Source organism: Rossellomorea aquimaris (genome assembly GCF_000935355.1).
Taxonomy (GTDB): Bacteria; Bacillota; Bacilli; order Bacillales; family Bacillaceae_B; genus Rossellomorea; species Rossellomorea aquimaris_B.
Genome location: NZ_JXZC01000002.1, coordinates 190,000 through 211,794 on the forward strand (window position 1 = coordinate 190,000; position 21,795 = coordinate 211,794).

Sequence of the window (21,795 nt, forward strand, 5' to 3'; positions counted from 1 at the left end):
GTGACCATGAAAAAAATACCGATTGCCCTGCAAATGTATACTCTGCGAAACGAAATGGAAAAAGATTTTACAGGGACACTTCAACAAGTGGCACGGTTGGGATATGAGGGTGTTGAGCTGGCCGGCCATGGCGGGTTATCCGCGAAAGAACTTAAGGGCACACTCGATAGTCTGGATCTCCGTGTCGCTTCAAGTCATATTCCGCTCTCTGAACTGAGAAACGATGTCCAGAAAGTGATTCATGATCAACTGGAGCTTTCCAGCAGCTACATTGTCTGTCCTTATCTTCCACCTGAAGAGAGAACAGAGAAACATTATGTTCAATTGGTTGATGACTTAAATTCCATTGGGGAATTATGCTTTAACGAAGGGATCACCCTTTGCTATCATAATCACGATTTTGAATTAACCACCCTATCCACCGGAAAACCGGCACTGGAAATGATTTTGAATGAAACGAACCCACATTGGGTAAAGGCTGAGTTTGATATTTACTGGCTGACCTTTGCTGGAGAAAGGCCTGTGGAATGGTTGAAACGATATCAGGGACGAACCCCTCTTGTACATTTGAAAGACATGACGTTGGACGGGGAACGGTTTTTTGCTGAACTGGGAACGGGAGGTGTGGACCTCGCTTCTGTTCTCGACTATGGTATACATAGTGGTGTGGACTGGTGGATCGTGGAACAGGACCAGTCCAGGATTTCCCCTATTGAAAGCGTCAGGATGAGTTTAGAATATTTGCGTCAAAACAACCTATAAAGTAAGAAGGAGAGCCTGTCACAACAAGCTCTCCTTTTTTGTCACATTATTTTAATTTGGCCACTATTTTCCCTTTCACATGACGTTCTGAAAGACGGCTCAATGCTTCAGGAACTTCCTCAAGTGAGACGGTCTCTTTCAGCATCGCATCTAATTTCCCTTGTTCTAATAAGGAAAGCATGTCATCCCCGATGACGGCGAAATCTTTCTGAGCGAAAACATCATTTGATTGATGTGCAGCCGCCAAGGCAATCTCATGGTAAGAAACCACTTTAGTGAATGATTTGATTTTAGTGAAATCAGGAGCACCTGCGATGTACACCATATGTCCCATGTAGGCCAATGCGTCCAAGGAATCTGTTGCACTTTGTCTGCTTACCGCGTCGACTACAGCGTCCACTCCACGGCCATTTGTGATTTCCATCACTTTTCCATTCACGTCTTCTTCACGATAATCGATGACGTAATCTGCCCCGAGAGATTTGACATATTCATGATTGTGACGGGAAGCAGTGGATATGACGGTCTTACCTGCGAGTTTTGCAAGCTGCACGCCAAACCCTCCTACTCCTCCGGCACCGCCATGGATCAGAATTGTATTTACCTGATCTAACGGTAATTTACGATGAAGTGCTTGATAAGCTGTGTAACCTGCCGTCGGAAGAGCCGCAGCATCTTCAAATGTCACACTTTCAGGAATGCGTGAAACGGTATGCGCATTGATGACCGCATATTCCGCATAGCCGCCTTTTTTAGTAAAGTCACCATGGTAAACAACTCGATCTCCCTTCTTCCAATCGGTCACTCCCTCACCTGTTTCCACTACCACTCCTGCCACATCAAGACCGAGAATATGTGGATAGGACCACACAGGCATTCCATTCGTAGCTGTCTTATAATCAACCGGATTCAACCCGACTGCATGGACTTCTACAAGAAGTTCCCCTTTCTGTGGTGATGGTGTTTCAAATTCCTCGACCTTCATGTCTTTCCATAAACCTTTATCTTTTAAAAGCAGTGCTTTCATATCTATTCATCTCCCATTAGAGTTTTATGATTAATTTGTCTATATGGTATATAATATATACTATAAAGTTGTTAAACAAGTAGGCACTATTTAGTATCCTAGTTACCGTTTAGAAACCAAGGAGGTACTCAAATGAAACAATTAAACCCAGAATACCAATGCGCCATCGACCTGGTCATCGATGTCATAGGAGGAAAATGGAAGGTACTCATACTGTGGAATTTAAACGAAGGAGTGAAGAGATTTAACGAATTGAAGCGTTCCCTTCCCAATATCACTCAAAAAATGCTTACCCAGCAGCTACGGGAGTTGGAAGAGCACGGCCTGGTCACGCGCACCGTGTATCAGGAAGTTCCGCCGAAAGTCGAATATTCGACGACTGAGATGGGGAAGAAGTTGCAAACCACCCTCTTTGAAATGTGTAAATGGGGCGATGAGTATGCGGAGCAAAAAGGGATCGAGATGAATCGTTGTTGGACGACTTATAATTTCATGGATAAGAATCAGGAGCGTTAAAAAGGACTTGTCGCAAGGGACAAGTCCTTTCATCCTTACTTTTCCAGGATATGCCTAAGCGCCTTTTCCAATGTATCATATTGAAAAACGAATCCTGCTTTTTCCAACCGTTTCGGAATGACCCATCTGCTTTTCAGAACCAGTTCGGTTTCCGTTTTGATAAACAAGGCGCCTGCTTCAAGCATCCATTTCGGTGTCGGGAGCCCTATCTTCTTGTTCATAGCGGTTCTTAAGTGTGACATGAATTCACGATTGGTGACCGGATTTGGAGATGAACAGTTGAACACCCCACTTAACTCCTTCTCCTCATTCAGAAAAAGAATGATCCGGAACACGTCTTCTACATGAATCCAGCTGAATCTCTGATCCCCCGGACCCTGCACCCCTCCGAGACCATATTTGACGAGATTTTTATATGGTGTCATCACACCTCCATCCGGCCCTAAAACGATGGCGATCCTTAGAGCTGCCTGCCTGGTTGCCGGTAAAGAAAAGGAAAAGAATGCTTCCTCCCATTTCTTTGCTACTTCAACTGAAAAGCCCGTACCGATATCCCCATCTTCCTCCGTCATGGGTCGGTCCTCTGCGTGACGATAGATCGTTGCCGTGCTGGAATTGATCCATAAGGAGGGTGGATTCTGGCACTGTATAAGCGCACTCCCTAAGATCTCCGTTGTTTCTGTCCTGGACCTGAAAATTTCCGCTTTATTTTTTTCATTGTAACGGCAGTCTACTGACTTCCCTGCAAGATTGATGAGCATATCTGCACCTTCTAATGACTGAACGATGTCATTAGGGCGATCCCAGGATACATGAGGTGACTGTCTTGAAATGATGGTCACTTTATAACCCTCATCAAGGAATTTTTTCTGAAGATACTGGCCGATAAAACCTGTTCCCCCCGCTATGACGATTTTCTCTTCCACCGTATCAGCTCATTTCTTCTCATAAGTTTGTGAATTAATTCACATTAATCATACCAAATCCTGTAACAAATATGAACCCTATTTTCTCCTGATTCCCATATACAAAAAAGGTGGTGACGGCACACGCTTCACTTCCCTGTTCCGTAGGTTAGATGTTATCGCCCATGAACCGACAGATGTGGTAATGAAACGTAAGGATGGATTGGCAGCACCAGTACCAATCAGTCGGCTGCAAATCTTTACGTGATAGCAGCTCTACTTACAATTCCATTAAAGCGGCATGGGATGCTGTTGGGGTAAATTAATTCCTTTATAGAAAAAGCCTGCGATCAAAAATTGATCGTAGGCTTTTCCTTTTTTAATAAAAGACATAGAAACTAAGGGCTCAACTCTATATTCACTACCCTACAGTATTCAACATCTTTTCCCAGGAAATGATGTCAGTTGACCATGGATGATGTCGTTATCATGAACCTTTTGTCTCTTTAGGGATAACGAATAAATCAGGGTTTCTATCCCGTCATCCCCGCTCAAAAGGCATTGTCATACATCTGATTCCACCACCGCCCTTTTCAAGCTCATTCACATCCACTTCAATCAAATTCTTGCCTTTTAATTTCGGATGATCTTTCAATATCTTTTTACTCGCTTTCGTGCTTACCAAAAGGGTTTCAGGGTCTAGATTTAAGAAGTTGATATCAGCAACCGTATGCTTCACGTCATCCGTCCATAGTACCTCAAAACCTTGACGTTTAATAAATTCCTCCATCATCACATACCGGCCACCCTTTTCTCCGATGATTTGTACCGGAAAAAGTCTCATATAGCTCTTCGCAATGATCAGTTCTGACCCGGCCACATTGCAGTTCATATCCAGATGCATGGTTTCCCCGGTTCTGGGTAAATCGATGATGCCTATCTCAGAAAATCCAGCTTGAAAGATTTTCTGCTTCAACTCCTCTATACTTTCAATACTTGTCCGCATTCCTGTATTGATGAAGACGGCATCCTTATTCAAAACGAATACATCACCGTTTTCCAATGCCTTCAAACCGTTATTGTCTTTAATTGAAAACGTCTTTTCGTCAAACCAGGATTGAAACAGCTCATGGCAATGAACGTATTCAGGTGCTCTCATTGTAATCCCCGCATCTCCTGGAATCACAGTATTCCCGTACACACAGGCTAAATCGCGTACAAATACCCGGTTGATCAACTGATGATTGAGCGCAGCATTCTCACCCGTCAAGAATTCAGAGTAATTAACGACCGTTACCCCAGCGTCTTTCATCGCCCTGATCATTCCTTCGTGGTTTTCTTGGGCTCTCTCCTGGTTAACAGGCTTCTCCCACCCCACATAATCCGCGGTTCTTTGATCGGGTATATCCGATGTAGAAGGCGAACACACCAACACCGTCTTTAATTCTCCATGTTCACTCCAGCAATTCGGATTAATTTTCACGATGATCCAGCCTCCTTTTTTTTCAGTCACCTTTACTGTTTCCCTCCACAAGAAAATCATTCTGTTCCCTTCACATATTTCATGAGTCCTGGCGTCACACTATGAAGGTTAAAGGTCAGGTGAAAAAACATATGAGTAAATGTACAAATCAAACGAATCTATCTTGGTGGCAGCTTTCTTTCATCGGGGTGGGCTGTATCATTGGAACCGGGTACTTTCTGGGATCGGCTATCCCCATTCAAAAGGCTGGCTCCTCGGTTCTCATTGCTTATTTATTGGCTGGTATCGGAACCTGGATGGTGTTCCAAGCCCTTGCAAAGTTGACAGCACATCATCCTGAAAAGGGGTCCTTCCGAACTTATGCAAAGCAGGCATACGGATCATGGGCAGGGTTCAGTAACGGCTGGGTCTATTGGTCCGCAGAAATGCTCATCATGGGGAGTCAACTGACTGCTCTTGCTCTCTTTGCCCAATTTTGGTTTCCTGCCGTTCCCCTGTGGGTCTTCACCGCCGGATTTGCAGGACTTGGATTGTTGATCATTTTGATGGGCGTGCAAAAAGTGGAGCAGATGGAGAATCTGTTTGGCATCATGAAAATTGCAGCCATCGTGATGTTTGTCATCATCGCTTGTGCCGCCATGTTTGGGTGGTCAGGTATCGGAGCTTCGGCTCAACAGCTTCAATCTCCATTAAAAGACGTTCTTCCCCATTACGGAAAAGGGCTTTGGCTCGCCCTGCTTTTTGCCTTTTATGGATTTGGGGGAATTGAGGTGATGGGGTTGATGGCTCAGGAGCTTAAGGATCCCAAGGATGCGCCAAAGTCCGGGAATATCATGCTTCTCATTTTAACAATCCTTTATCTTTTATCCTTCTATCTCGTATTAAAGCTCGTACCTGAAGGCAGGATCGATACGAATGAAAGTCCATTTCTTACTGCACTTAAACAATATGACCTTCCCTGGGTCCCGCATGTTTTCAATGCCATTCTGATTATTGCCGGGTTTTCCACCATGGTTGCTTCTTTGTACGCTGTCACGACGATGCTCGTAGCATTGGCAGAAGAAGGGGACGCTCCGAAAGTTTTCGCCAAAACGGGGAAAATGAAGGTCCCCCTTCCTGCTTTCGGACTTACCACCCTGGTTGTCGCTGTGTCCATTATCATTGCCATGCTCCTGCCGGATAGACTATTCGAATATATCACTACAGCTGCGGGACTCATGCTTTTATACACATGGATATTCATTCTGGCTTCCTTCCACAAGCTGATGAGCAAAACCGGTTGGGAGCGCATCCAAACACTCTTTGCTCTCCTTCTCATTGTATTGGCCATCAGTGGTACACTTCTTGATCATGTGAGTCGCATAGGGTTCTTTGTAAGCATCGGTTTCATCATGCTTATTGGGATAGCGACATTCATCAAAGGAAAAAGAGCTAAAGCCGGAACGCTTTAACTCTTGATTTTCTTTTGGCTATTTAAAAAGGGACACTTGGAAAGTGAAGATTCATCGTCACTTAGATAATACTGTTTCCATTCGTAGTTATCTTCCTGACCATACCATTTCAGGCTTGGATGCGGCTCTGCCTCATCATATTCAATGAGACGCTTCCGAATGACTTTCTTTAATTTCTGACCGAATGCAGTGGAAGAGTTAATTTCATCAAACACCCATCGAGGCTGGAAGGCTACAAGAAAGTAAGGAAAATGACGGCTTTTCCTTACGATGTGAGCCGGTGTTGCACAAAAGGCAAAATACGGTTCACCATTAAAACAAAACTCCCATGTATGATGATGGGGATCCTTCGCTATACCGTCCGGCCAAGGTGTTTCATCTAATTCATGCACCCGATTTAAAAGAGTCCAGAATATACGTTGATACGAATCAATGGACTGGGCATCTTCCCCTATACCTTCTGAATTAAAAAACACGACAAGAGATGCGTAAGTTCCTGTATCCCTTGAGATTTCACCGTATTGTTTGAGCAAGTCCGCCAGCTCTTCGGATGCCTCTTCGTTTCTCGGATCATCTGCAAAGCCGAAACGTAATGTATCTGAATGAAAGCCTTGTTTTCCAGGCACACATGGGTATGGATGATTTTCGTCGCACATCACTGCCGAGAAATGATTATAGGCTGATTGCTGCCAGTTTGTAAGTTCATCCATGTGTTGATCGATCCAACTTTTAGAACGTAACATATAGCCGATCCCTCCTAAAGATTACACATTTATCCTATTAGGAGGGAGCCGGGTGGGTGTCTGTCTAGCCAAACAATAAACGGCAGGCCTGCACACCAAAATAAATACCAAATCCCATCAAGATGAATCCCGAAATGATGGAGATCATTCGAAGGATCCGGGGACTGACCAGCTTTCTCGCCCCCGTTGCAACACCTGCCATCGTCAGGTCCCAAAGTGTGATCCCGAGAAATATCCCCATACTATAGATGAAAATTTGCCCCGCTTCATAAGAGCTCGAGGTCTGGGCCAAAATTGAACCATAGATCCCAAGCCAGAATAAAATACTTAAGGGATTCGAGATCGCCATAAAGAAGCCTGTCCGGAACGCTTTCCTTTTCGTTTCGTATTGATCATGACTTGAGGATGAGGTGAGGGAACCTGACTTTAGGATGCTTTCAATCCCAGTATACGTGAGGACAAAAAAACCAAAGGTCCATAAAAATAATTTTATCAATGGGGTATCGATAAATTGAGCAATCCCAAAATAGATGAGGACCATAAATACTCCGTCCGCTACCATGCCGCCTACGCCCACAAGCCAGGCGTGGAGGAACCCGAAACGAATCCCCTTGTCCAATTGAGCGGCATTGATCGGTCCCATGGGTGCAGACAGAGATAATCCCAAAACGATATAACTGATAAATATACTCATCCTAAGACCACCTTCAAATTGACTTCTTCCTATTGTATTCGGACAGGCCGGTAAGTATTAAACGATTGTGGATGGGAGAATACATAATTGAACTGTAAGTGGTTATTCTAATCAACGATGTTATATAAACAGGAGGGAAAACTCATGCAGAATCAACCGAATACGCCGCTTCAACAGGGAAACCAAATGCCACCCAATATGATGAATAATCAAAGTAAAGACCATGGAGGTCATGAACTATTTGATGCCCACGAAATTATTGCCGGGATCATCAGCATGCTGGATCAATATCAAATGTATGATCAACACATACAGGACCCTGAACTAAAGGATATCCTCAAGAGGCAGTCGACTTTCGTGACGACTATGTATAATACGATTGTGGGAAGCTTTTCGACAGGTCATGACCCGGCTGTCCCAACCCAACAATACAAAATGACTCAATCCCACGCCACTACTTATGGAGTGAAACCAGGACCACCAAAAAAACCGAACCAATCCGTCAATGAGCTCTCAGATAAAGGCTTGTCAGCTTATATGCTAGGACAAACGAAATCTCTGGCCACCCTGCTTGCCATGACGGCTCTTGAGATGACGAACCCCGTATTACGCCGTGTTGTGGCAGACAGCGTACCGAACTTCATCGAAATGAGTTATGAGATCTTCCTCTATCAAAACAAGCATGGCTACTATCAGGTTCCTCAGCTGAATGTTCAGGATATGACTCTCATGCTGCAAAGCTATACGACGGTTCCACAGCAGAACCTTCCTCAATAATCTGGTTTTTACGCCTGCGTCTTTTATGGATGCAGGCTTTTTTAAGTCCCGGCTCGTCTGATGAACCGACTTTTTCACATGTACATAGACTGGAAAGAAAGTGAAATTGGGAGGTGTTTGAGCTGATACACACAGTAAAGACAGGAGAAACACTTAGTCAGATATCAAGGGACTACCGGACTCCATTGGCCGTCATCCTTAACGCTAATCCAGGTATAGACCCCGATAATATATATCCCGGGCAAACGATCACCATACCGGGGATTCCTGACGCTACTGCGAATCCCTACCGTATTCAAGTCTCTGTTAACAACCGCTGGCTGCGTTTATTCAAAGATGGCATACAAATCAAGCAGTACCCCATTGCAGTGGGGAGAGTACTCTTTGAAACCCCAATTGGGGAATTCATCATCATTAATAAAGCACCGAATCCCGGCGGACCCTTTGGAACGATGTGGATGAGCTTATCAAAAGAAAGTTATGGGATCCATGGAACAAATGACCCCAGTTCAATTGGAAATGCCGTGTCCAGAGGGTGTATACGAATGTATAATAAAGATGTTGAGGAGTTGGCGGGCCTCATTCCAATCGGTACACCTGTGTTGATCAGTCCATAGAAGAAGTGTATAGGCATGCCTATACACCCTTCCTTTTGGGATGTGGTGACAGCCGGAAGGCATCACCACTCTTTACTTTATAGTACGGCTCTCCTTGATTCTATATAATCCAGACCAAAGTGCATATGAAGGACCCTGGCCGCCTTTTCTACATCACTTTTTTCCACAAGAGCACTTAACCCTACGGAAGATTCCCATATGGACACCTTTGCGATATGGTAGTCATGAAAAACGTTGGTAACCTTCTCTTTCACCTCACGGGATGAGTCGATGCGTCCAATCACAGATACTTTAGATAGATCTTCTCTTTGTTCTACATGGGAATAAGCCTGGTTATATTGATCGACGATTCTCTTTACTGCTTGAAAATCCTGTTCTTTAACGATGAGGGCAAGGTTTTCCTGAAACTTTATTATTTCTGTCTCGATATGGTGTGAATCCAGATCATAAAGAATCAGTGACTCTCCTCCCTGACAATCATGGATTGTGAGAACACAGATGTCTTCCTGATGGGCTACTCCGACTATTGGGGCATTTCTTTGGGTTTTCCCACTGATCAAGGTTCCACGTCCCTCATTCAAACTGGAACAAACAACAAGCGGCACGTGATGTTCCCTCGCATGTTTAATGGCTCTTGGATGCAGGACACCTGCTCCCATGGTGGCCAAGCGTAGCATCTCCTCATAGGAGAGAGTATCAATTTTCGATGCCCGGGGAACGACTCGTGGATCCGATGTATAAACACCATCCACATCTGTATAGATATCACATCTTACGGCTTTTAACGCCGATGCAAGAGCAGCTGCCGTCGTATCCGAACCGCCCCTCCCTAATGTGGTAACCTCTCCCTCTTTCGTAATCCCTTGAAAGCCGGCTACTACGACGATTCGTCCGTCTGATAACTCCGAGTTGATCCGCTCGGTATCAATCGAGGTAATCTTCGCATTCCCAAATACTCCGTCCGTTTGGATACCCGCCTGCCTCCCTGTCAGGGACACTGCTTCGATTCCCTGATGCTCGAGGGCCATAGTCAAAAGGGAAATCGTCACCTGCTCCCCGGTGCTTAAGAGCATATCCATTTCTCTTTTGCTTGGCTCTGGTGCAAGTTCCCCTGCCAATTTCACGAGGGTATCCGTCGTTTTATTCATAGCTGAAACCACTACGACAACGTCATGCCCCTTTTCTTTTTCCTTCAAGACATGGGAGACGATCCGCTTGATTCGATCTGTAGAACCAACAGAGGTTCCACCAAACTTTTGAACAATGATACTCAAGTGTACCCCTACTTTCTATCAGACCTTTTTTTAAAAAACTGATTCTAGGAAACGGCGACGCCAGTTTTCACTTCATTTTCCAACGGAATTTCTTTTAATATAGAAACGGCTTGTATATGGTCATGTGTCATTAGAAGACTTTGAAGTGTATCTTTGCTGCCTTCAACAAATACATACAAGTTACCACCCAGCTGAATGCGATCTTTTAATATAAACGATGGGATCCAACTTTGATAATCTTCATTTTCGCGGATTCTCAGAACCCATTGGTGGCGGTTCTCTTCATGAACTTCCCCAGTGCTCGCTGTGCTTTGTGCAGAGTCCGTATACTTCCGTTCTATCAATGAAAGAAAATCCTCTACCATTGCGCTTCCGGTAGGTAATTTACCGGCACCGGGACCGAGCAGGGTGACCCTGCCTACAAGACTGCCCTTGAGTGAGACGGCATTTTCCACATCCTCCACGCCGTAAAAAGGATGGGTGTCATGGACAAGGATCGGTTCGACTTCACCCTTGATGTGATTGAATGAATCCCGCTCCAGGGAGCCTACATGCTTAAATCGCAATCGAAAAGATTCCGCTGCTTGAAGCCATTCTGCTGTCAGGTGTGAAATCCCTTTTCGTCTGATATCCTTCCAATCCGGCTGTTTGCCAAAGGCGGTTTGACTTAGAATGAGAAGTTTATAAAAAGCATCATAACCTTCAATATCACTGGTCGGATCAGCTTCAGCATACCCCTTTTCCTGCGATTGCTTTAATGCTGTCTCAAAGGAAATTCCACGTTTTCTCATTTGCGATAAGATGAAATTGGACGTCCCATTCAGAATCCCTTGAATCCGCTCGATCTCATTCACCTTAAGAAGCTGCCTGATACTCCCGATTACGGGGATTCCTCCGGCTGTCGTCGCTTCAAAACCGATGGATATCCCATTATTCCTCGCCTTTTCCAATAGATCCGGACCATATTTAGCAAACATCGCTTTATTGGCGGTAACAATATGAATTCCCTTCTCAATGGCTTGGGTTAAATACGTATGACCCGGTTCTTCACCTACTATTGCTTCGAATATCACATGAAGATCAGGGATATCCAGGATTTCTTGAAAATCCGTTGTTACTTTAATGGACGAATCGATGCTCCGTTTTTTAGCGGGATCCTTAATAAGGATGGCCCTTATCTTTACATCTTTCCCCAGGATTTCCCTCATTCTTTCCTGATGGGTATCAATGGCTTCACACACTCCTTGCCCGACTGTTCCAAACCCCAGAAGTGCCACATTTATCGTTGACATGCTTCAGCCTCCTTTATCACATTTTTTCATTTTCAGACTAGCTTGGTTCATTCCTTTGAAGCTCCACTTAGGAATCACTTGGAATAATGTGGGAAATAAAGAGGGTATACAGAAAAGCCCTCTTCTTTTTAAGAAGAGGGCTTTATGAGCATGCTCCTCCCCTTATCTGCCAGATCCATAGAGAATCTGTAGGAATTGGCACCTTTACAGTCTGATCCTGTAGGTTGCCGGGCTTCATCGGGCCTATCCCTCCGCCGCTCTTGATAAGAGATATATCGTTTGTTTTGGTATTACTTGCTATTTGAGTATGAATTGGATTATATAGGGGATTCATTCCTTCGTCAATACCATTTTTGTTATTTTTAAAAAATTCTTTCTAATGTGACGAGAGAGGGGAATTCCTATTGGTTTACTTAAGATTGAGCTCCTTCTGCGAGCCTATTAATCTAATTTACAGAGAGACGTTTTAACATGATCTGGCAGGGAAAACTAACCCATATCTCTTTATTTGAAAGGAACCGAATCGATTATGCTCAAAAAAATGCTTCCCTTATCCATCAGAAAATATATGCTCATGTCAAAACGGCAACGAATGCGTGAGGTTCGCCTGACCATTTGGTATATGCCATTCTTTTATATTTGTTTCTCCTTACTCCTTGTCGCTCTCACCCTCTACTTAGATCTGTATGCAGACATTTCTCAGTACACATATGGTTTCCTAAGTATGGATGCCGCTGTTACACGCATGCTTGTCAGTACACTCATCGGGGCCATTCTCACACTCAGTGCTTTCACGCTGAATTCGCTCCTTGTAGTACTCACGATGTTCAGTGGTCAATTTTCACCCAGGATGCTCCTTGATTTCATTTCGGACAAACAAACGCAGCACGCCCTTGGAATTTTCAATGGCAGTTTTGTATACGTACTGCTCCTCTTTCTTTTTATCGGAAATTCAAAGGACGAATTGTTTGTTGCTGCCCCGACCATGACGATCGGACTTGCATTCCTTACTGCCGTCACCTTTATCTTTTTCATTAATCATGCATCTACTTGGATGCAGGTACACAATATTACGTACAATATGAAGCAGGTTTCTGAAGTGATGATCAATCAAACGCTGAAACATGACTTAGAAGCCCACCGAACTAAAAATGCCGGGGATATCATGGAGCATCATAAGAAAAATATTGTTCATGTGAAGTCAAGAGAGTCGGGATATATACAGTTGATCGATTTTCATGGAATGATTGAAGCGGCCAAAAGAGATCAACTTGTCATTCAGCTCCACTATAAAGTCGGGGATTATGTTTTGGCAGGGAATGAAGTAATGAGCATATGGGGACCTGAGACCGAAGATATTTCCACTGATGTCCATCTCGATTTTATCGAAATGGGCCAGAAGGAGACTGAAATTCAAGATCTCCAGATGGGGATCCATAAGCTTGCAGAAGTTGCGATTAAGTCCCTTGGGAATGATGACCCTAAAACGGCCTCCAATACGATTGATCAGATGGCTGATCTGATGCTGACAGTTGAAGAACACCTTTCCTTCACTCCCTATTTAATCGATCAGGATGGAAAAATCCGAGTCATTCTCCAGACAGAAGCATTTGAATATTATCTCTATCGTGGATTTGGCTATATCAGGCATTATGCAAAAAACAATCATCTCATCATTACTGATATCGTTCGGGCACTCGCACTTATTGCTGAATCCATTGACCCATCTAAACACAAAGCCATTTGGGAATTTGCCTGCAATACCATTGATCACATCGAGAAAGAAGTGATTTATGAATTGGATAAAACGTTTCTTCTGCAGGAAGTTCATAAGCTGGCACGTCTTACTGAAAATCTTAGGGAATATAAGAAAATCGAAAGTAAATTCTATCCATATGCCAATGAAAATACGTAAAAAGCTTCATCTCTTTTAGAGAGATGAAGCTTTTTATTTGGAATTAAATCCATGTTTCGACGATACTGGAATCTTCCCCTTGTGCTTTCGGTACCAGCGAGAAACGTTCGGGAATTTCACTTCGGATTGCTTCTAATGTAGGTCTCATCAAAATATAATGGGTGGGCTGATTGACATCGAATAGCCTTGCCACAAACATGCCTTGATAATCTATTGGGCTTGAGTAAATACAGATGATGGGCATTTTATAATCACTCAATGTCACCTCATCAAATGATGAAATCAATCGATCCGGGTTTTCCATCTCAACCTCTCCTTTCTCTGTCATTTCTAATCATATAACCGTCAGCTAAATACGCATTCTTTTCCTTTTGCCTCTCTACTACCATCCATTCTATTATGGTTGTAGAGCTTTTGAATGTAATAGTTGCACTGGGCGTATTGCCCTTCTTCCTTTAATAGAGGGATGATGACATTCTCAATATAGTGATAATATGCTTCCTCTCCCTCTTGGATCCTGATCTCAAGCATTGTAAAGAACGTTTCCAAGCAGGAATTTTTCATATCTCTCACAGATGTCTGTCCCTCTTCTATTAAACTAGCATATTTTTCATTATTTGCGGAACCGTCTACCTCCATGGAACTATCAATATAACCAAAGAGGCTGTTTACATACATTTTTTTATCGGATTCGTGTTTCAATAATCCATATGCTATGTGAAATGCGTCTCTTGCTTTTCTATCATCCATTACGTCTCGATAAAGATTCCCTAAATTCAGGTGAAGAACGGCTTTTCTTCTATGATCATGGAGGTTATCACAATGTTGGATCAACTCGTCATATTTCTCCACTAGCGACGCAAGACTCGCTTCTTCGCTTCTGGCTTCCGCTGCCAACTGAATCGTAGCAGCATCTATACACCTTGTAAAATTAAACGTTTCCTTGAAATAGCCCAGAGCCAGCTGACTATAACGCATGGACTTGTCATACTGCCCAAGATCATGATAGCCAACGGACATATGATAATAGGATTCAGGATTGGAATAAATATCCCGATCTATTTTCTCCAGATACTTTATGGCTGTTTGCGGATTTCCCTCTGCAAGCTCATACATGCCTTTTATATGATAGTATAAGTGAAAATCATAATCGAACATATGGAAGGACAGACGTTTATTAGAAAACTGACTTAAATAGAATGCAGCTTCTTTTAGCTCTCCTTTCATAATAAAGTACCTTGCTTTCAGCAGCTTAAAGGTGCCATTAAGGGTTTCAATTTTGATTAACGGATTTTGTTCGATGGTCTCTTTCAATAATTCCATCTTTCCATTTACCTGCTTGATCATGACATCATGCCACAATTCCAAATCTAATCGTAATTTTTTAAACGCCTTTAACTCTTTCTCCACGTTAATGTTCAGCCTTTGATTGAACAATTCGATTTTATCTTTCGTAATCTGTAAGTGTCCGCTTTCAATTTTACTGATATGGCCAGGTGTACAGATCCCATCCCCTACCTGTTTCTGGGTCATTCCCTTAAAGATTCGATAATACTTAATAAATGTCCCAATATGCATGATTTAACCTCCAGGGTGACGTAGTATAGGTTGCTTCATTTCATCCAAATTTTTATTTCAATATAGGTTATACTCCTATTATACTAATAAGTGATCATGAAAAAATTGGGGTTTTCAGTAGGTTTCCCATAGCTTCAATCGAAACTATTTACCTAGTTCTTTTTACCTACACCTCTATTTTTTTGACTATTAAAAGTAAATATTAAAGAAATATCGCCACTACATCTTATATACTTGAAAAATTCCTAATCGTCTGTCTTTTTGGTCGAAACGGGACTAGTCCTTTTGATCTATTCTATTTTCCCGATTTCTTGCACATTTTTTATGCTATTTTCCGAAAGGAATTGTGACCTTTAAAATTAGAAAAAAAGATAACCGGCACCACCTGACTGATTCAAGGTGTGCCGGTTATCTTTTTTACATTTGATCTGAAGGTTGAATAGGAGGATCCAACTGGATTTCCTGGTTTGGATAAATCCTGGAAATAACAGAAGAGCCCATTAACTTCTTAATTTCATTTGCCGGTAATTCTATAGACACCCCATTAAAGGCTGTTTTATACCTGTGGTTGATACGATATTCCACTTCATTATCATCCAGGAAGGCATGAAGTTCTTGCTCGAAAGCCTGATGACTCTGTTCAACGTGTTCCTTGGCTTTGTCCAAGGTCATATCCACGCCTTGAGCTTCTGCTTCCAGAACGGCAATTTTTGCAGGTTTGGTCTTAAATTCTATAATCACTGAAATAGTCTCCCCGCTTGATAGGTCAATCGCTGGATCTACCTTGATAGACGAATTCATTGTTTCCTCCACCCCATTAAGGTCAATTTGATAGGCATTCTCTCCATTATCAGCCTGACATCCACCAAGATAAAGAAGTGAAAACACAAAAATCAGCCTACAGTAGCACTTCTTCATAAACTTTATATCTCCTTTATTTCAAAATAAAAAAAGACAATCTATCAGGATTGTCTCCTATAGGTTGTCTTTTCAAACATTATATGTAAATATACCACTGAGGGAAGAACCTTTTCCCCCCAGTATCAGCGTGCTACTGCTTTTGGAAATAACACTATTTTTCAACCAAGTCGTTTACTAGATTGATTTACTTTTAAAGTAAATCACATCAATCTAACAATTCTCAATCAACCTCTTCGCATAATGTAAGGCTTTTTCCGGGTTTTCTTGATTTAAATAATGCTCATACATAGTCTTTACATACGTGTACAACTGCTGGTGTTTTCCATTTTCCTCGAGCATAGGGATGATTTGTTCTTCAATAAACCGGTAGTACTGCTTTTTTTTACCTTCATGCAATAACCGGAGCATTTCAAAGAATAGGAAACTGCTTTTATCATGAATATTCTTTGAGATTTGGCTGCCTGTATCAATTAATTGCTTGAGGTCTCGCTCTTCTCGATCTCCTTCAATGTGCAAACAGCAATAAACATAACCAATCAGATTATTGAGATAGACAGGAGACATTCTGTTTTTCTCCAATAAGGTCAATGTCTTCTTATAATACATTCCTGCACTTTCATTATCTCCTGCAAACGAGTGTTCATATGCTAAATTGCTTAATAAGGCCGCCTTTTTAGATGTTTCATTTAAAATATCACATTGTGCAATCAAGCGATTATACCGCTCTACCAGTTCCTCGAAATCCCACAATTCGTTTCTTCCTTCATTGATCAACTTTATCGTTTCAGCGTCGATGACCTTTTTAAAATTATTCGTTTTCCTGAAGTAATCAAGTGCAACTTCACTATAGTGGTAGGCCTTTACTTTAAATTGAAGGTTATGATACGCTATCGCGATTTGATAGAAGAACTCGTGATTTAAATATTCTTTTTCATTAATTTGTAGAAGATAGTTGAGCGCATTCTTAAAGTTCCCTTTTAGCATTTCTATGATGCCCAGGAGATGATGAAGCAGGTGATGTTCATAGGAGTTTAATTCTTTACGGTGTTTTTTCATTTTATCCAGCAAGTTTTCCGCCTGGGCTATATTCCCTTGCAGAAGGTAGTACCTTGATTGTAATAAAAAATATTTATTCTTAACGGATTGGATGAGAAATAATGAATTCTTTTCAACTTCGCTCTTCAAGCGTTCAATTTCACTTTCCTGTTGTAAAACCATGCTATCATGCCATTGATCAAGCAAACGCTCATATCTTTGAAGTGACTGCATTTCCTTTTCCAGATCGATTCCGAGTTTCTCGCTTAGCATATGTGTGATTTCAGGAGAATATTGGGTGTTTCCACGCTCAATTTTACTTATATGAGTAACGGAACATATCCCTTTTCCAAGTTCTTCTTGTGTCAGCGCTTTTTTCTCTCTGTAAAATTTTATAAGTAGTCCTAAACTCATCAAATTCACTCCCGAAGATTATACTAATTGCTTCAGAATATCCCTTTTCTATCATCATACCTCTTCATTCTTCATTGAAACAGTATTATTTTTTGCCTATTTGGAATTTTCAAAGTAGGAGTATAGTGTAATCTCGAAGAACTTAGATTTACGCAATTCAAAAAAGGGCAGCCCTTAACGGACTACCCTTTCTTCTGGTTGATTACAATCATCAAGATGTGGAAAAATGAAACCGTTAAGGGTTAATTCCCAACTCTTCTTTAATCGTGTCGATCGTTTTGCCATTCGCTTCTGATTGAGGATCTGGAGTATCCAATACAAAATCATTTTCAGACAAGTAATACTTCTCAAGGAGTGTAAAGTCTTTTTTGTCTGTCGTACCATCGAAGTTAATATCTGTGTTTCGATAGTCCGTTCCCCAATTTTGTTGTAGCAATAGGGCATCGTGAATATCAATGGCATTGTCTTTATTGATATCCCCAGGTTTTGAAACGGCCATATAATACGTAACATATTCCCCAATATCTACACCATTTTCCGTACGTCCCGCTTCAAGTGGTGTATACGTTGTGTAGTGTCCTGGTACATCCGTCACGACTGTGTACTTATGAACCGACGCCGGTAGTTGTTCAAAATTAATGACACCGTTTTTCGGTATGGTAACAGGATAGATGTTACCATCCTTATCCTCCAAGTGTATAGTGGCACCTATTTGTGTGTAATCCCGGCTATAATCAAAGCGACCTGCATCTGTCAGGAGCCCTTCTGCGCCTATAAATCCTGCATTCACCTTTGATACTTTCGGATAGACTGGGTGAGCTCCCATTTTCGTCGGGATCCGTGGTCCGTTATTGATCTTCATCGTACTTACACTGCTGAACAATGGAGAATACGCATTGAAAAACTCCTGCTCATTCGTGTCAGCTACAATCTTGAATAATGCCACGTCCCCTGATACACCTTCACCAGGAATTTTAATCTCAATATCACTTCTGACACTTGTTGTACCGGTTTTTGTTACATTTAATTCTGTTCCCTCTGGTAATCCATCAGCCAATTGGAATTCAACAGAATCCAAGAACTTACTTGAGTTATAGGTATACATTGAAAAGTCATGGGCATTTTCCAAATTTTTAGCGTAGAAAGTATACGTAACCTTGTCACCCATTTGATAAGAATCTTTATCCGCTTTTGCAAAAATAAATTGAAATCCTTTCGGCACATAATAGACAACTTTAGGAATGGCTGTGTTTCCAGCATAATCTGCTCCTAAATATTGAATTTCTCTGATGTACGATGTATTCACATTAATTTCTTTTGAGAATTTCCCATTTTCATCTACTTGGAGCCGGTAGCTTGGACCATTCGGACCGTACCAAATATTATTACTCGCTTGAGTGAGCGGGATATCGGTCTTAGCCGTTTCCTCTATCTCAGCATCCAATAAGGATCCTGATAAAGTAACTGTTTCTTGGCCTTCTTCCAGCTCTACAATTGGGAAGTCACCAGTTGGCATTGCGTTTGTTTGGTCATAAACAACTGTTGGTGCCCCGTTGTCTAAGCTGATGGTTGATGTTTTCGTGAACTGCTTTCCATCTTTCGTCGTCCCGATCATCTTCACATCATAAATGCCATCTTCCACTCTCACTTTTGTATAGCTCAGTGGCTTTTTATCATTTCCTGTTAATGGATAATAATAACCATAGAATCCTTCTTCGATATAATAATCGACATCGATGGCTGCTCCAGCAGAATTCACACCCGTAATCCATCCAAGGTCTTCCTTCGTGTCCCGATCAACCAGTACCCAATCCAATCTTTCCATCGGGGAATTCAGCCTGAAATCAAGATCCGTTTCTTTTCTGCTATAAGGATTGTTCACGCGATTAGTCGAAATACTTTTCGTATAAACATCAAAGTAGCCGATTCCTTCCTCCACGACTTTCGCTCCGAATGGGATACGGTAGCTGTCCTCTGGATCCTTTTGATTTTGAATCACGATGTATCCTTCATATGTTCCTTTTTGAGCTGTTTTCGGGATGGTAAGAATTGCATTGAATTGTTCTTCTTTATTCTTTTTCACTTTCATGGAGCTTGGCACATTGAGCCTCACACCATTTCTCTCAGCATCCAGAGACCCAGAAGCCTTTGCCCCCACATTATATTCTACTGAAATATCATATTTGTTGTTATTATTACTATTATTTGTAATTGATAGATTGGTCGTTTTTGTAATATGTTCATCCCCCATCGGGATAAAACCGTAGCTTAGACCACCGGTTTGTTCCGGAATGATGATTTCTTCCTGGTTTTCAATAAATGGTGTTTCATCCAGAACGGAAATCATCGTGTCCGAATGGATGGCTTGCATTGGATCGACTCTTCCCGCTCCAACTTCAAATACGCTATATTGATTCTTCAGGGGATCTGCGGTATTCATTAACACGGATTTAATTTCGCTTGGCGTATAATCAGGGTGTGCTTGAAGTAATAATGCTGCAATCCCCGCTACTTGAGGTGACGCCATTGATGTGCCTGATAACCGTTGATAGGCATGTGAATAATCCGATGAATCTTCTTTATTCTGCATATAGGATGGAACGGTTGAGAGAATATTGACCCCTGGTGCCGTTACTTCTGGCTTGATATCATACAACGTTCCTGATGGACCTTTTGAACTGAAGGATGCAAGCTCATCACCGCTGATTTCCGCTTCCCCCATTTCTCCCAAAGTGATGGTTGGTGTGCCATCTTTGAGTAGCTCTTTCACTTCTAAGCCATCTTGGTTCGTTAATGAAAAAGTCGGGATGTTGTCATTGCTTTCACCTAAATAATGAGGAATATGCCCTTCATCCGGATTCATATTATAAATGATGACGGCTTTTGCCCCATTTTGTTTCGCGTATTCCATTTTTTCGATGAGTGCAAAGGAGCCGCGAGCCACGAATGCCACTTTTCCTGTGACATCTTTCCCGTTGTAATCAGCAGGTCCACCTTCTCCTACTTCAACCATTTCAAAGCTTTGGCCTTGGAGCTTACTAAACTCATCCGTCCATTTGTTGGTCATTAATTGTAGAACTCCATCCAGCTCCTTACCTTCCACAGAGAACACGCCATCATACGTCGTGACAAAAGATGGTGCAGAACTTGCTCCTACCGTCAAAGCAAGGGCAGCGGCACCTGGAGATCCCAGCGTATAATTCCCTTGATCCCCAGAGTTCCCAGCGGCAACAACGGCTGTCACACCACTTAACACGGCATGATCAACGGCTATGCTCGTTGCATACAAAGGGTTATTCGTTGCTGCTCCAAGGGAGAGGTTGATGACATCCATTCCATCTGCCACAGCACGGTCAATCCCGGCAAGAATATTACTCGTTGATCCAGATCCGTATGGACCTAATACACGGTATACATTTAATTCCGCATCTGGAGCGACACCAATCACTTTGTAATCTGAATCATTTACAGCTTGACCCACAATCGTTCCTGAGACATGTGTACCATGATCTGTGTAGTAACTGTTCCCTTGATTGTTTTCAGGATATCCAGAAGCTTTCCAGTCATCATACGTTGCTTCCATCGGATCATCATCTTTATCTACAAAATCGTATCCGCCTTTATAGGCATCTTTTAAATCAGGATGGTTATAATCGATTCCTGTATCGATCACTCCAACCTTGACTCCTTTACCAGTGAACCCTTCTTTATGTAGCTGATCAATATTCATGAAAGGAATACTGTCCACTTTTGTAGTTGATCCTTCTTCTTCATCTGTTTTTGGTGGAGGAGAAAGCTGGACTTCTTCTTCACTATATACAGCCTTAACGATTTCTGATTCTAACAGGTTTTCAACTTCATTGGCTGGTAGAGTCATCGCTACACCATTAAACGCATCTTTATACGTGTGCTTAATTTCGTAGTTTTCTTTCCCCGATTTCGTCTTTTTCACTAATTTTTCATTCAAGTCTTTTTTAAATTTTGCGTGGGACTCTTCTACCTGTTTCTTTGCCTTCTCAAGAGAAACGTCTTTCCCCTTTAAAGATTGTTTGATTTTTTCTGTCTTTGCAGGAAGCTGTTCAAATTCGACAATGACAGTCACTTCTTCTTCGCTTTTTAAATCAATGTCCCTTGATAATTGCAGACCCCTCATTGATCGATTGGCTTCTAGTTTGTCCAATGCCTCACGTTGTTCTGTTGACAAGCCCGCCAAGATTTTCATTGCATCCGACTGTGTTTCTGCATGTACAGCTGGCCCATGACTTAAAGGTGCAACTCCACCCATAAGAAGCCCTGCACTTAATGCAATCTTTGAATATTTGATAGCTTTCATGACTTCAACCCCTTTTTCTTTCTAATTAAATTATATTGTCGAAAGACGTATTCGTCAT

The 21,795-nt window shown here is 42.1% G+C and carries 18 protein-coding genes and 1 riboswitch; of the genes, 6 read left to right on the top strand and 12 right to left on the bottom strand.

What is annotated here, in order from left to right:
- Positions 1-6 precede the first annotated feature (6 nt).
- On the top strand, positions 7-762 hold the full coding sequence (locus TV75_RS08120) for a sugar phosphate isomerase/epimerase family protein (protein WP_044338234.1): 756 nt from the start codon (positions 7-9) through the stop codon (positions 760-762).
- A gap of 46 nt (positions 763-808) precedes the next feature.
- Here the strand turns inward: TV75_RS08120 and TV75_RS08125 are convergent, their stop codons facing one another.
- Positions 809-1,789, bottom strand: coding sequence for a zinc-binding dehydrogenase (locus TV75_RS08125; RefSeq protein ID WP_044338235.1), 981 nt, complete (start codon positions 1,787-1,789; stop codon positions 809-811).
- Positions 1,790-1,921: 132 nt separating this feature from the next.
- Between TV75_RS08125 and TV75_RS08130 the strand changes: the two genes are divergently transcribed.
- The gene (locus TV75_RS08130) at positions 1,922-2,305 is read left to right on the top strand and encodes a winged helix-turn-helix transcriptional regulator (RefSeq protein ID WP_044338236.1); all 384 of its coding nucleotides are present in this window, start codon (positions 1,922-1,924) and stop codon (positions 2,303-2,305) included.
- 35 nt (positions 2,306-2,340) lie between these two features.
- Here the strand turns inward: TV75_RS08130 and TV75_RS08135 are convergent, their stop codons facing one another.
- Positions 2,341-3,231, bottom strand: coding sequence for a TIGR01777 family oxidoreductase (locus TV75_RS08135; RefSeq protein WP_044338237.1), 891 nt, complete (start codon positions 3,229-3,231; stop codon positions 2,341-2,343).
- Between the two features lie 520 nt (positions 3,232-3,751).
- Positions 3,752-4,723 carry an arginine deiminase family protein gene (locus tag TV75_RS08140; protein ID WP_253275492.1) on the bottom strand — a complete coding sequence of 324 codons (972 nt, stop codon included), beginning with the start codon at positions 4,721-4,723 and terminating at the stop codon, positions 3,752-3,754.
- A 101-nt stretch (positions 4,724-4,824) separates the two neighbouring features.
- On the opposite strand from TV75_RS08140, the gene TV75_RS08145 reads away from it, so the two are divergent.
- Positions 4,825-6,144: an amino acid permease gene (locus TV75_RS08145; RefSeq protein ID WP_044338238.1), complete on the top strand. Its 1,320-nt coding sequence runs from the start codon at positions 4,825-4,827 to the stop codon at positions 6,142-6,144.
- Here TV75_RS08145 and TV75_RS08150 read toward each other — a convergent pair.
- Positions 6,141-6,887, bottom strand: a complete 747-nt coding sequence (locus TV75_RS08150) for a YqcI/YcgG family protein (RefSeq protein WP_044338239.1) — start codon at positions 6,885-6,887, stop codon at positions 6,141-6,143. The genes TV75_RS08145 and TV75_RS08150 overlap by 4 nt on opposite strands.
- Positions 6,888-6,951: 64 nt before the next feature.
- A complete protein-coding gene (locus tag TV75_RS08155; RefSeq protein ID WP_044338240.1) occupies positions 6,952-7,581 on the bottom strand; it encodes a LysE family transporter in 630 nt (209 codons plus the stop codon).
- 144 nt (positions 7,582-7,725) lie between these two features.
- Here TV75_RS08155 and TV75_RS08160 point away from each other — a divergent pair, with 144 nt between their 5' ends.
- Both TV75_RS08160 and TV75_RS08165 read left to right on the top strand, forming a co-directional pair.
- Positions 7,726-8,358, top strand: coding sequence for a spore coat protein (locus TV75_RS08160; RefSeq protein WP_044338241.1), 633 nt, complete (start codon positions 7,726-7,728; stop codon positions 8,356-8,358).
- Positions 8,359-8,480: 122 nt separating this feature from the next.
- Entirely contained in the window at positions 8,481-8,975 is a 495-nt protein-coding gene (locus TV75_RS08165; RefSeq protein ID WP_044338490.1) for a L,D-transpeptidase family protein, read from the top strand.
- 77 nt (positions 8,976-9,052) lie between these two features.
- Here the strand turns inward: TV75_RS08165 and TV75_RS08170 are convergent, their stop codons facing one another.
- Together TV75_RS08170 and TV75_RS08175 are read right to left on the bottom strand one after the other, a co-directional pair.
- The gene (locus tag TV75_RS08170; protein ID WP_044338242.1) at positions 9,053-10,249 is read right to left on the bottom strand and encodes an aspartate kinase; all 1,197 of its coding nucleotides are present in this window, start codon (positions 10,247-10,249) and stop codon (positions 9,053-9,055) included.
- 44 nt (positions 10,250-10,293) lie between these two features.
- Complete coding sequence (locus TV75_RS08175; RefSeq protein WP_082051200.1) at positions 10,294-11,541, bottom strand: homoserine dehydrogenase; 1,248 nt, start codon at positions 11,539-11,541, stop codon at positions 10,294-10,296.
- Positions 11,542-11,700: 159 nt separating this feature from the next.
- Positions 11,701-11,811: riboswitch (SAM riboswitch) on the bottom strand.
- Between the two features lie 304 nt (positions 11,812-12,115).
- Here TV75_RS08175 and TV75_RS08180 point away from each other — a divergent pair.
- Positions 12,116-13,456 carry a DUF2254 domain-containing protein gene (locus TV75_RS08180; RefSeq protein ID WP_253275493.1) on the top strand — a complete coding sequence of 447 codons (1,341 nt, stop codon included), beginning with the start codon at positions 12,116-12,118 and terminating at the stop codon, positions 13,454-13,456.
- Positions 13,457-13,499: 43 nt separating this feature from the next.
- Here TV75_RS08180 and TV75_RS08185 read toward each other — a convergent pair whose 3' ends face one another.
- The 5 genes from TV75_RS08185 to TV75_RS22495 all read right to left on the bottom strand — a co-directional run bounded on the left by TV75_RS08185 (position 13,500) and on the right by TV75_RS22495 (position 21,737).
- Positions 13,500-13,760, bottom strand: a complete 261-nt coding sequence (locus tag TV75_RS08185) for a hypothetical protein (RefSeq protein ID WP_044338244.1) — start codon at positions 13,758-13,760, stop codon at positions 13,500-13,502.
- A gap of 41 nt (positions 13,761-13,801) precedes the next feature.
- The gene (locus TV75_RS08190; protein ID WP_044338245.1) at positions 13,802-15,034 is read right to left on the bottom strand and encodes a helix-turn-helix domain-containing protein; all 1,233 of its coding nucleotides are present in this window, start codon (positions 15,032-15,034) and stop codon (positions 13,802-13,804) included.
- A 417-nt stretch (positions 15,035-15,451) separates the two neighbouring features.
- Positions 15,452-15,952, bottom strand: coding sequence for a protease inhibitor I9 family protein (locus TV75_RS08195; protein ID WP_044338246.1), 501 nt, complete (start codon positions 15,950-15,952; stop codon positions 15,452-15,454).
- Between the two features lie 213 nt (positions 15,953-16,165).
- Positions 16,166-17,404, bottom strand: a complete 1,239-nt coding sequence (locus TV75_RS08200) for a helix-turn-helix domain-containing protein (protein ID WP_044338247.1) — start codon at positions 17,402-17,404, stop codon at positions 16,166-16,168.
- Between the two features lie 235 nt (positions 17,405-17,639).
- Entirely contained in the window at positions 17,640-21,737 is a 4,098-nt protein-coding gene (locus tag TV75_RS22495; protein WP_044338249.1) for a S8 family serine peptidase, read from the bottom strand.
- Positions 21,738-21,795 lie beyond the last annotated feature (58 nt).

Coding starts and splice junctions, on each gene's coding strand:
- TV75_RS08190 (WP_044338245.1), bottom strand. CDS start 15,034: ATGCATATTGGGACATTTATTAAGTATTATCGAATCTTTAAGGGAATG.
- TV75_RS08195 (WP_044338246.1), bottom strand. CDS start 15,952: ATGAAGAAGTGCTACTGTAGGCTGATTTTTGTGTTTTCACTTCTTTAT.
- TV75_RS08125 (WP_044338235.1), bottom strand. CDS start 1,789: ATGAAAGCACTGCTTTTAAAAGATAAAGGTTTATGGAAAGACATGAAG.
- TV75_RS08175 (WP_082051200.1), bottom strand. CDS start 11,541: ATGTCAACGATAAATGTGGCACTTCTGGGGTTTGGAACAGTCGGGCAA.
- TV75_RS08180 (WP_253275493.1), top strand. CDS start 12,116: ATGTCAAAACGGCAACGAATGCGTGAGGTTCGCCTGACCATTTGGTAT.
- TV75_RS08120 (WP_044338234.1), top strand. CDS start 7: ATGAAAAAAATACCGATTGCCCTGCAAATGTATACTCTGCGAAACGAA.
- TV75_RS08160 (WP_044338241.1), top strand. CDS start 7,726: ATGCAGAATCAACCGAATACGCCGCTTCAACAGGGAAACCAAATGCCA.
- TV75_RS08150 (WP_044338239.1), bottom strand. CDS start 6,887: ATGTTACGTTCTAAAAGTTGGATCGATCAACACATGGATGAACTTACA.
- TV75_RS08145 (WP_044338238.1), top strand. CDS start 4,825: ATGAGTAAATGTACAAATCAAACGAATCTATCTTGGTGGCAGCTTTCT.
- TV75_RS08200 (WP_044338247.1), bottom strand. CDS start 17,404: ATGAGTTTAGGACTACTTATAAAATTTTACAGAGAGAAAAAAGCGCTG.
- TV75_RS08130 (WP_044338236.1), top strand. CDS start 1,922: ATGAAACAATTAAACCCAGAATACCAATGCGCCATCGACCTGGTCATC.
- TV75_RS08155 (WP_044338240.1), bottom strand. CDS start 7,581: ATGAGTATATTTATCAGTTATATCGTTTTGGGATTATCTCTGTCTGCA.
- TV75_RS22495 (WP_044338249.1), bottom strand. CDS start 21,737: ATGAAAGCTATCAAATATTCAAAGATTGCATTAAGTGCAGGGCTTCTT.
- TV75_RS08185 (WP_044338244.1), bottom strand. CDS start 13,760: ATGGAAAACCCGGATCGATTGATTTCATCATTTGATGAGGTGACATTG.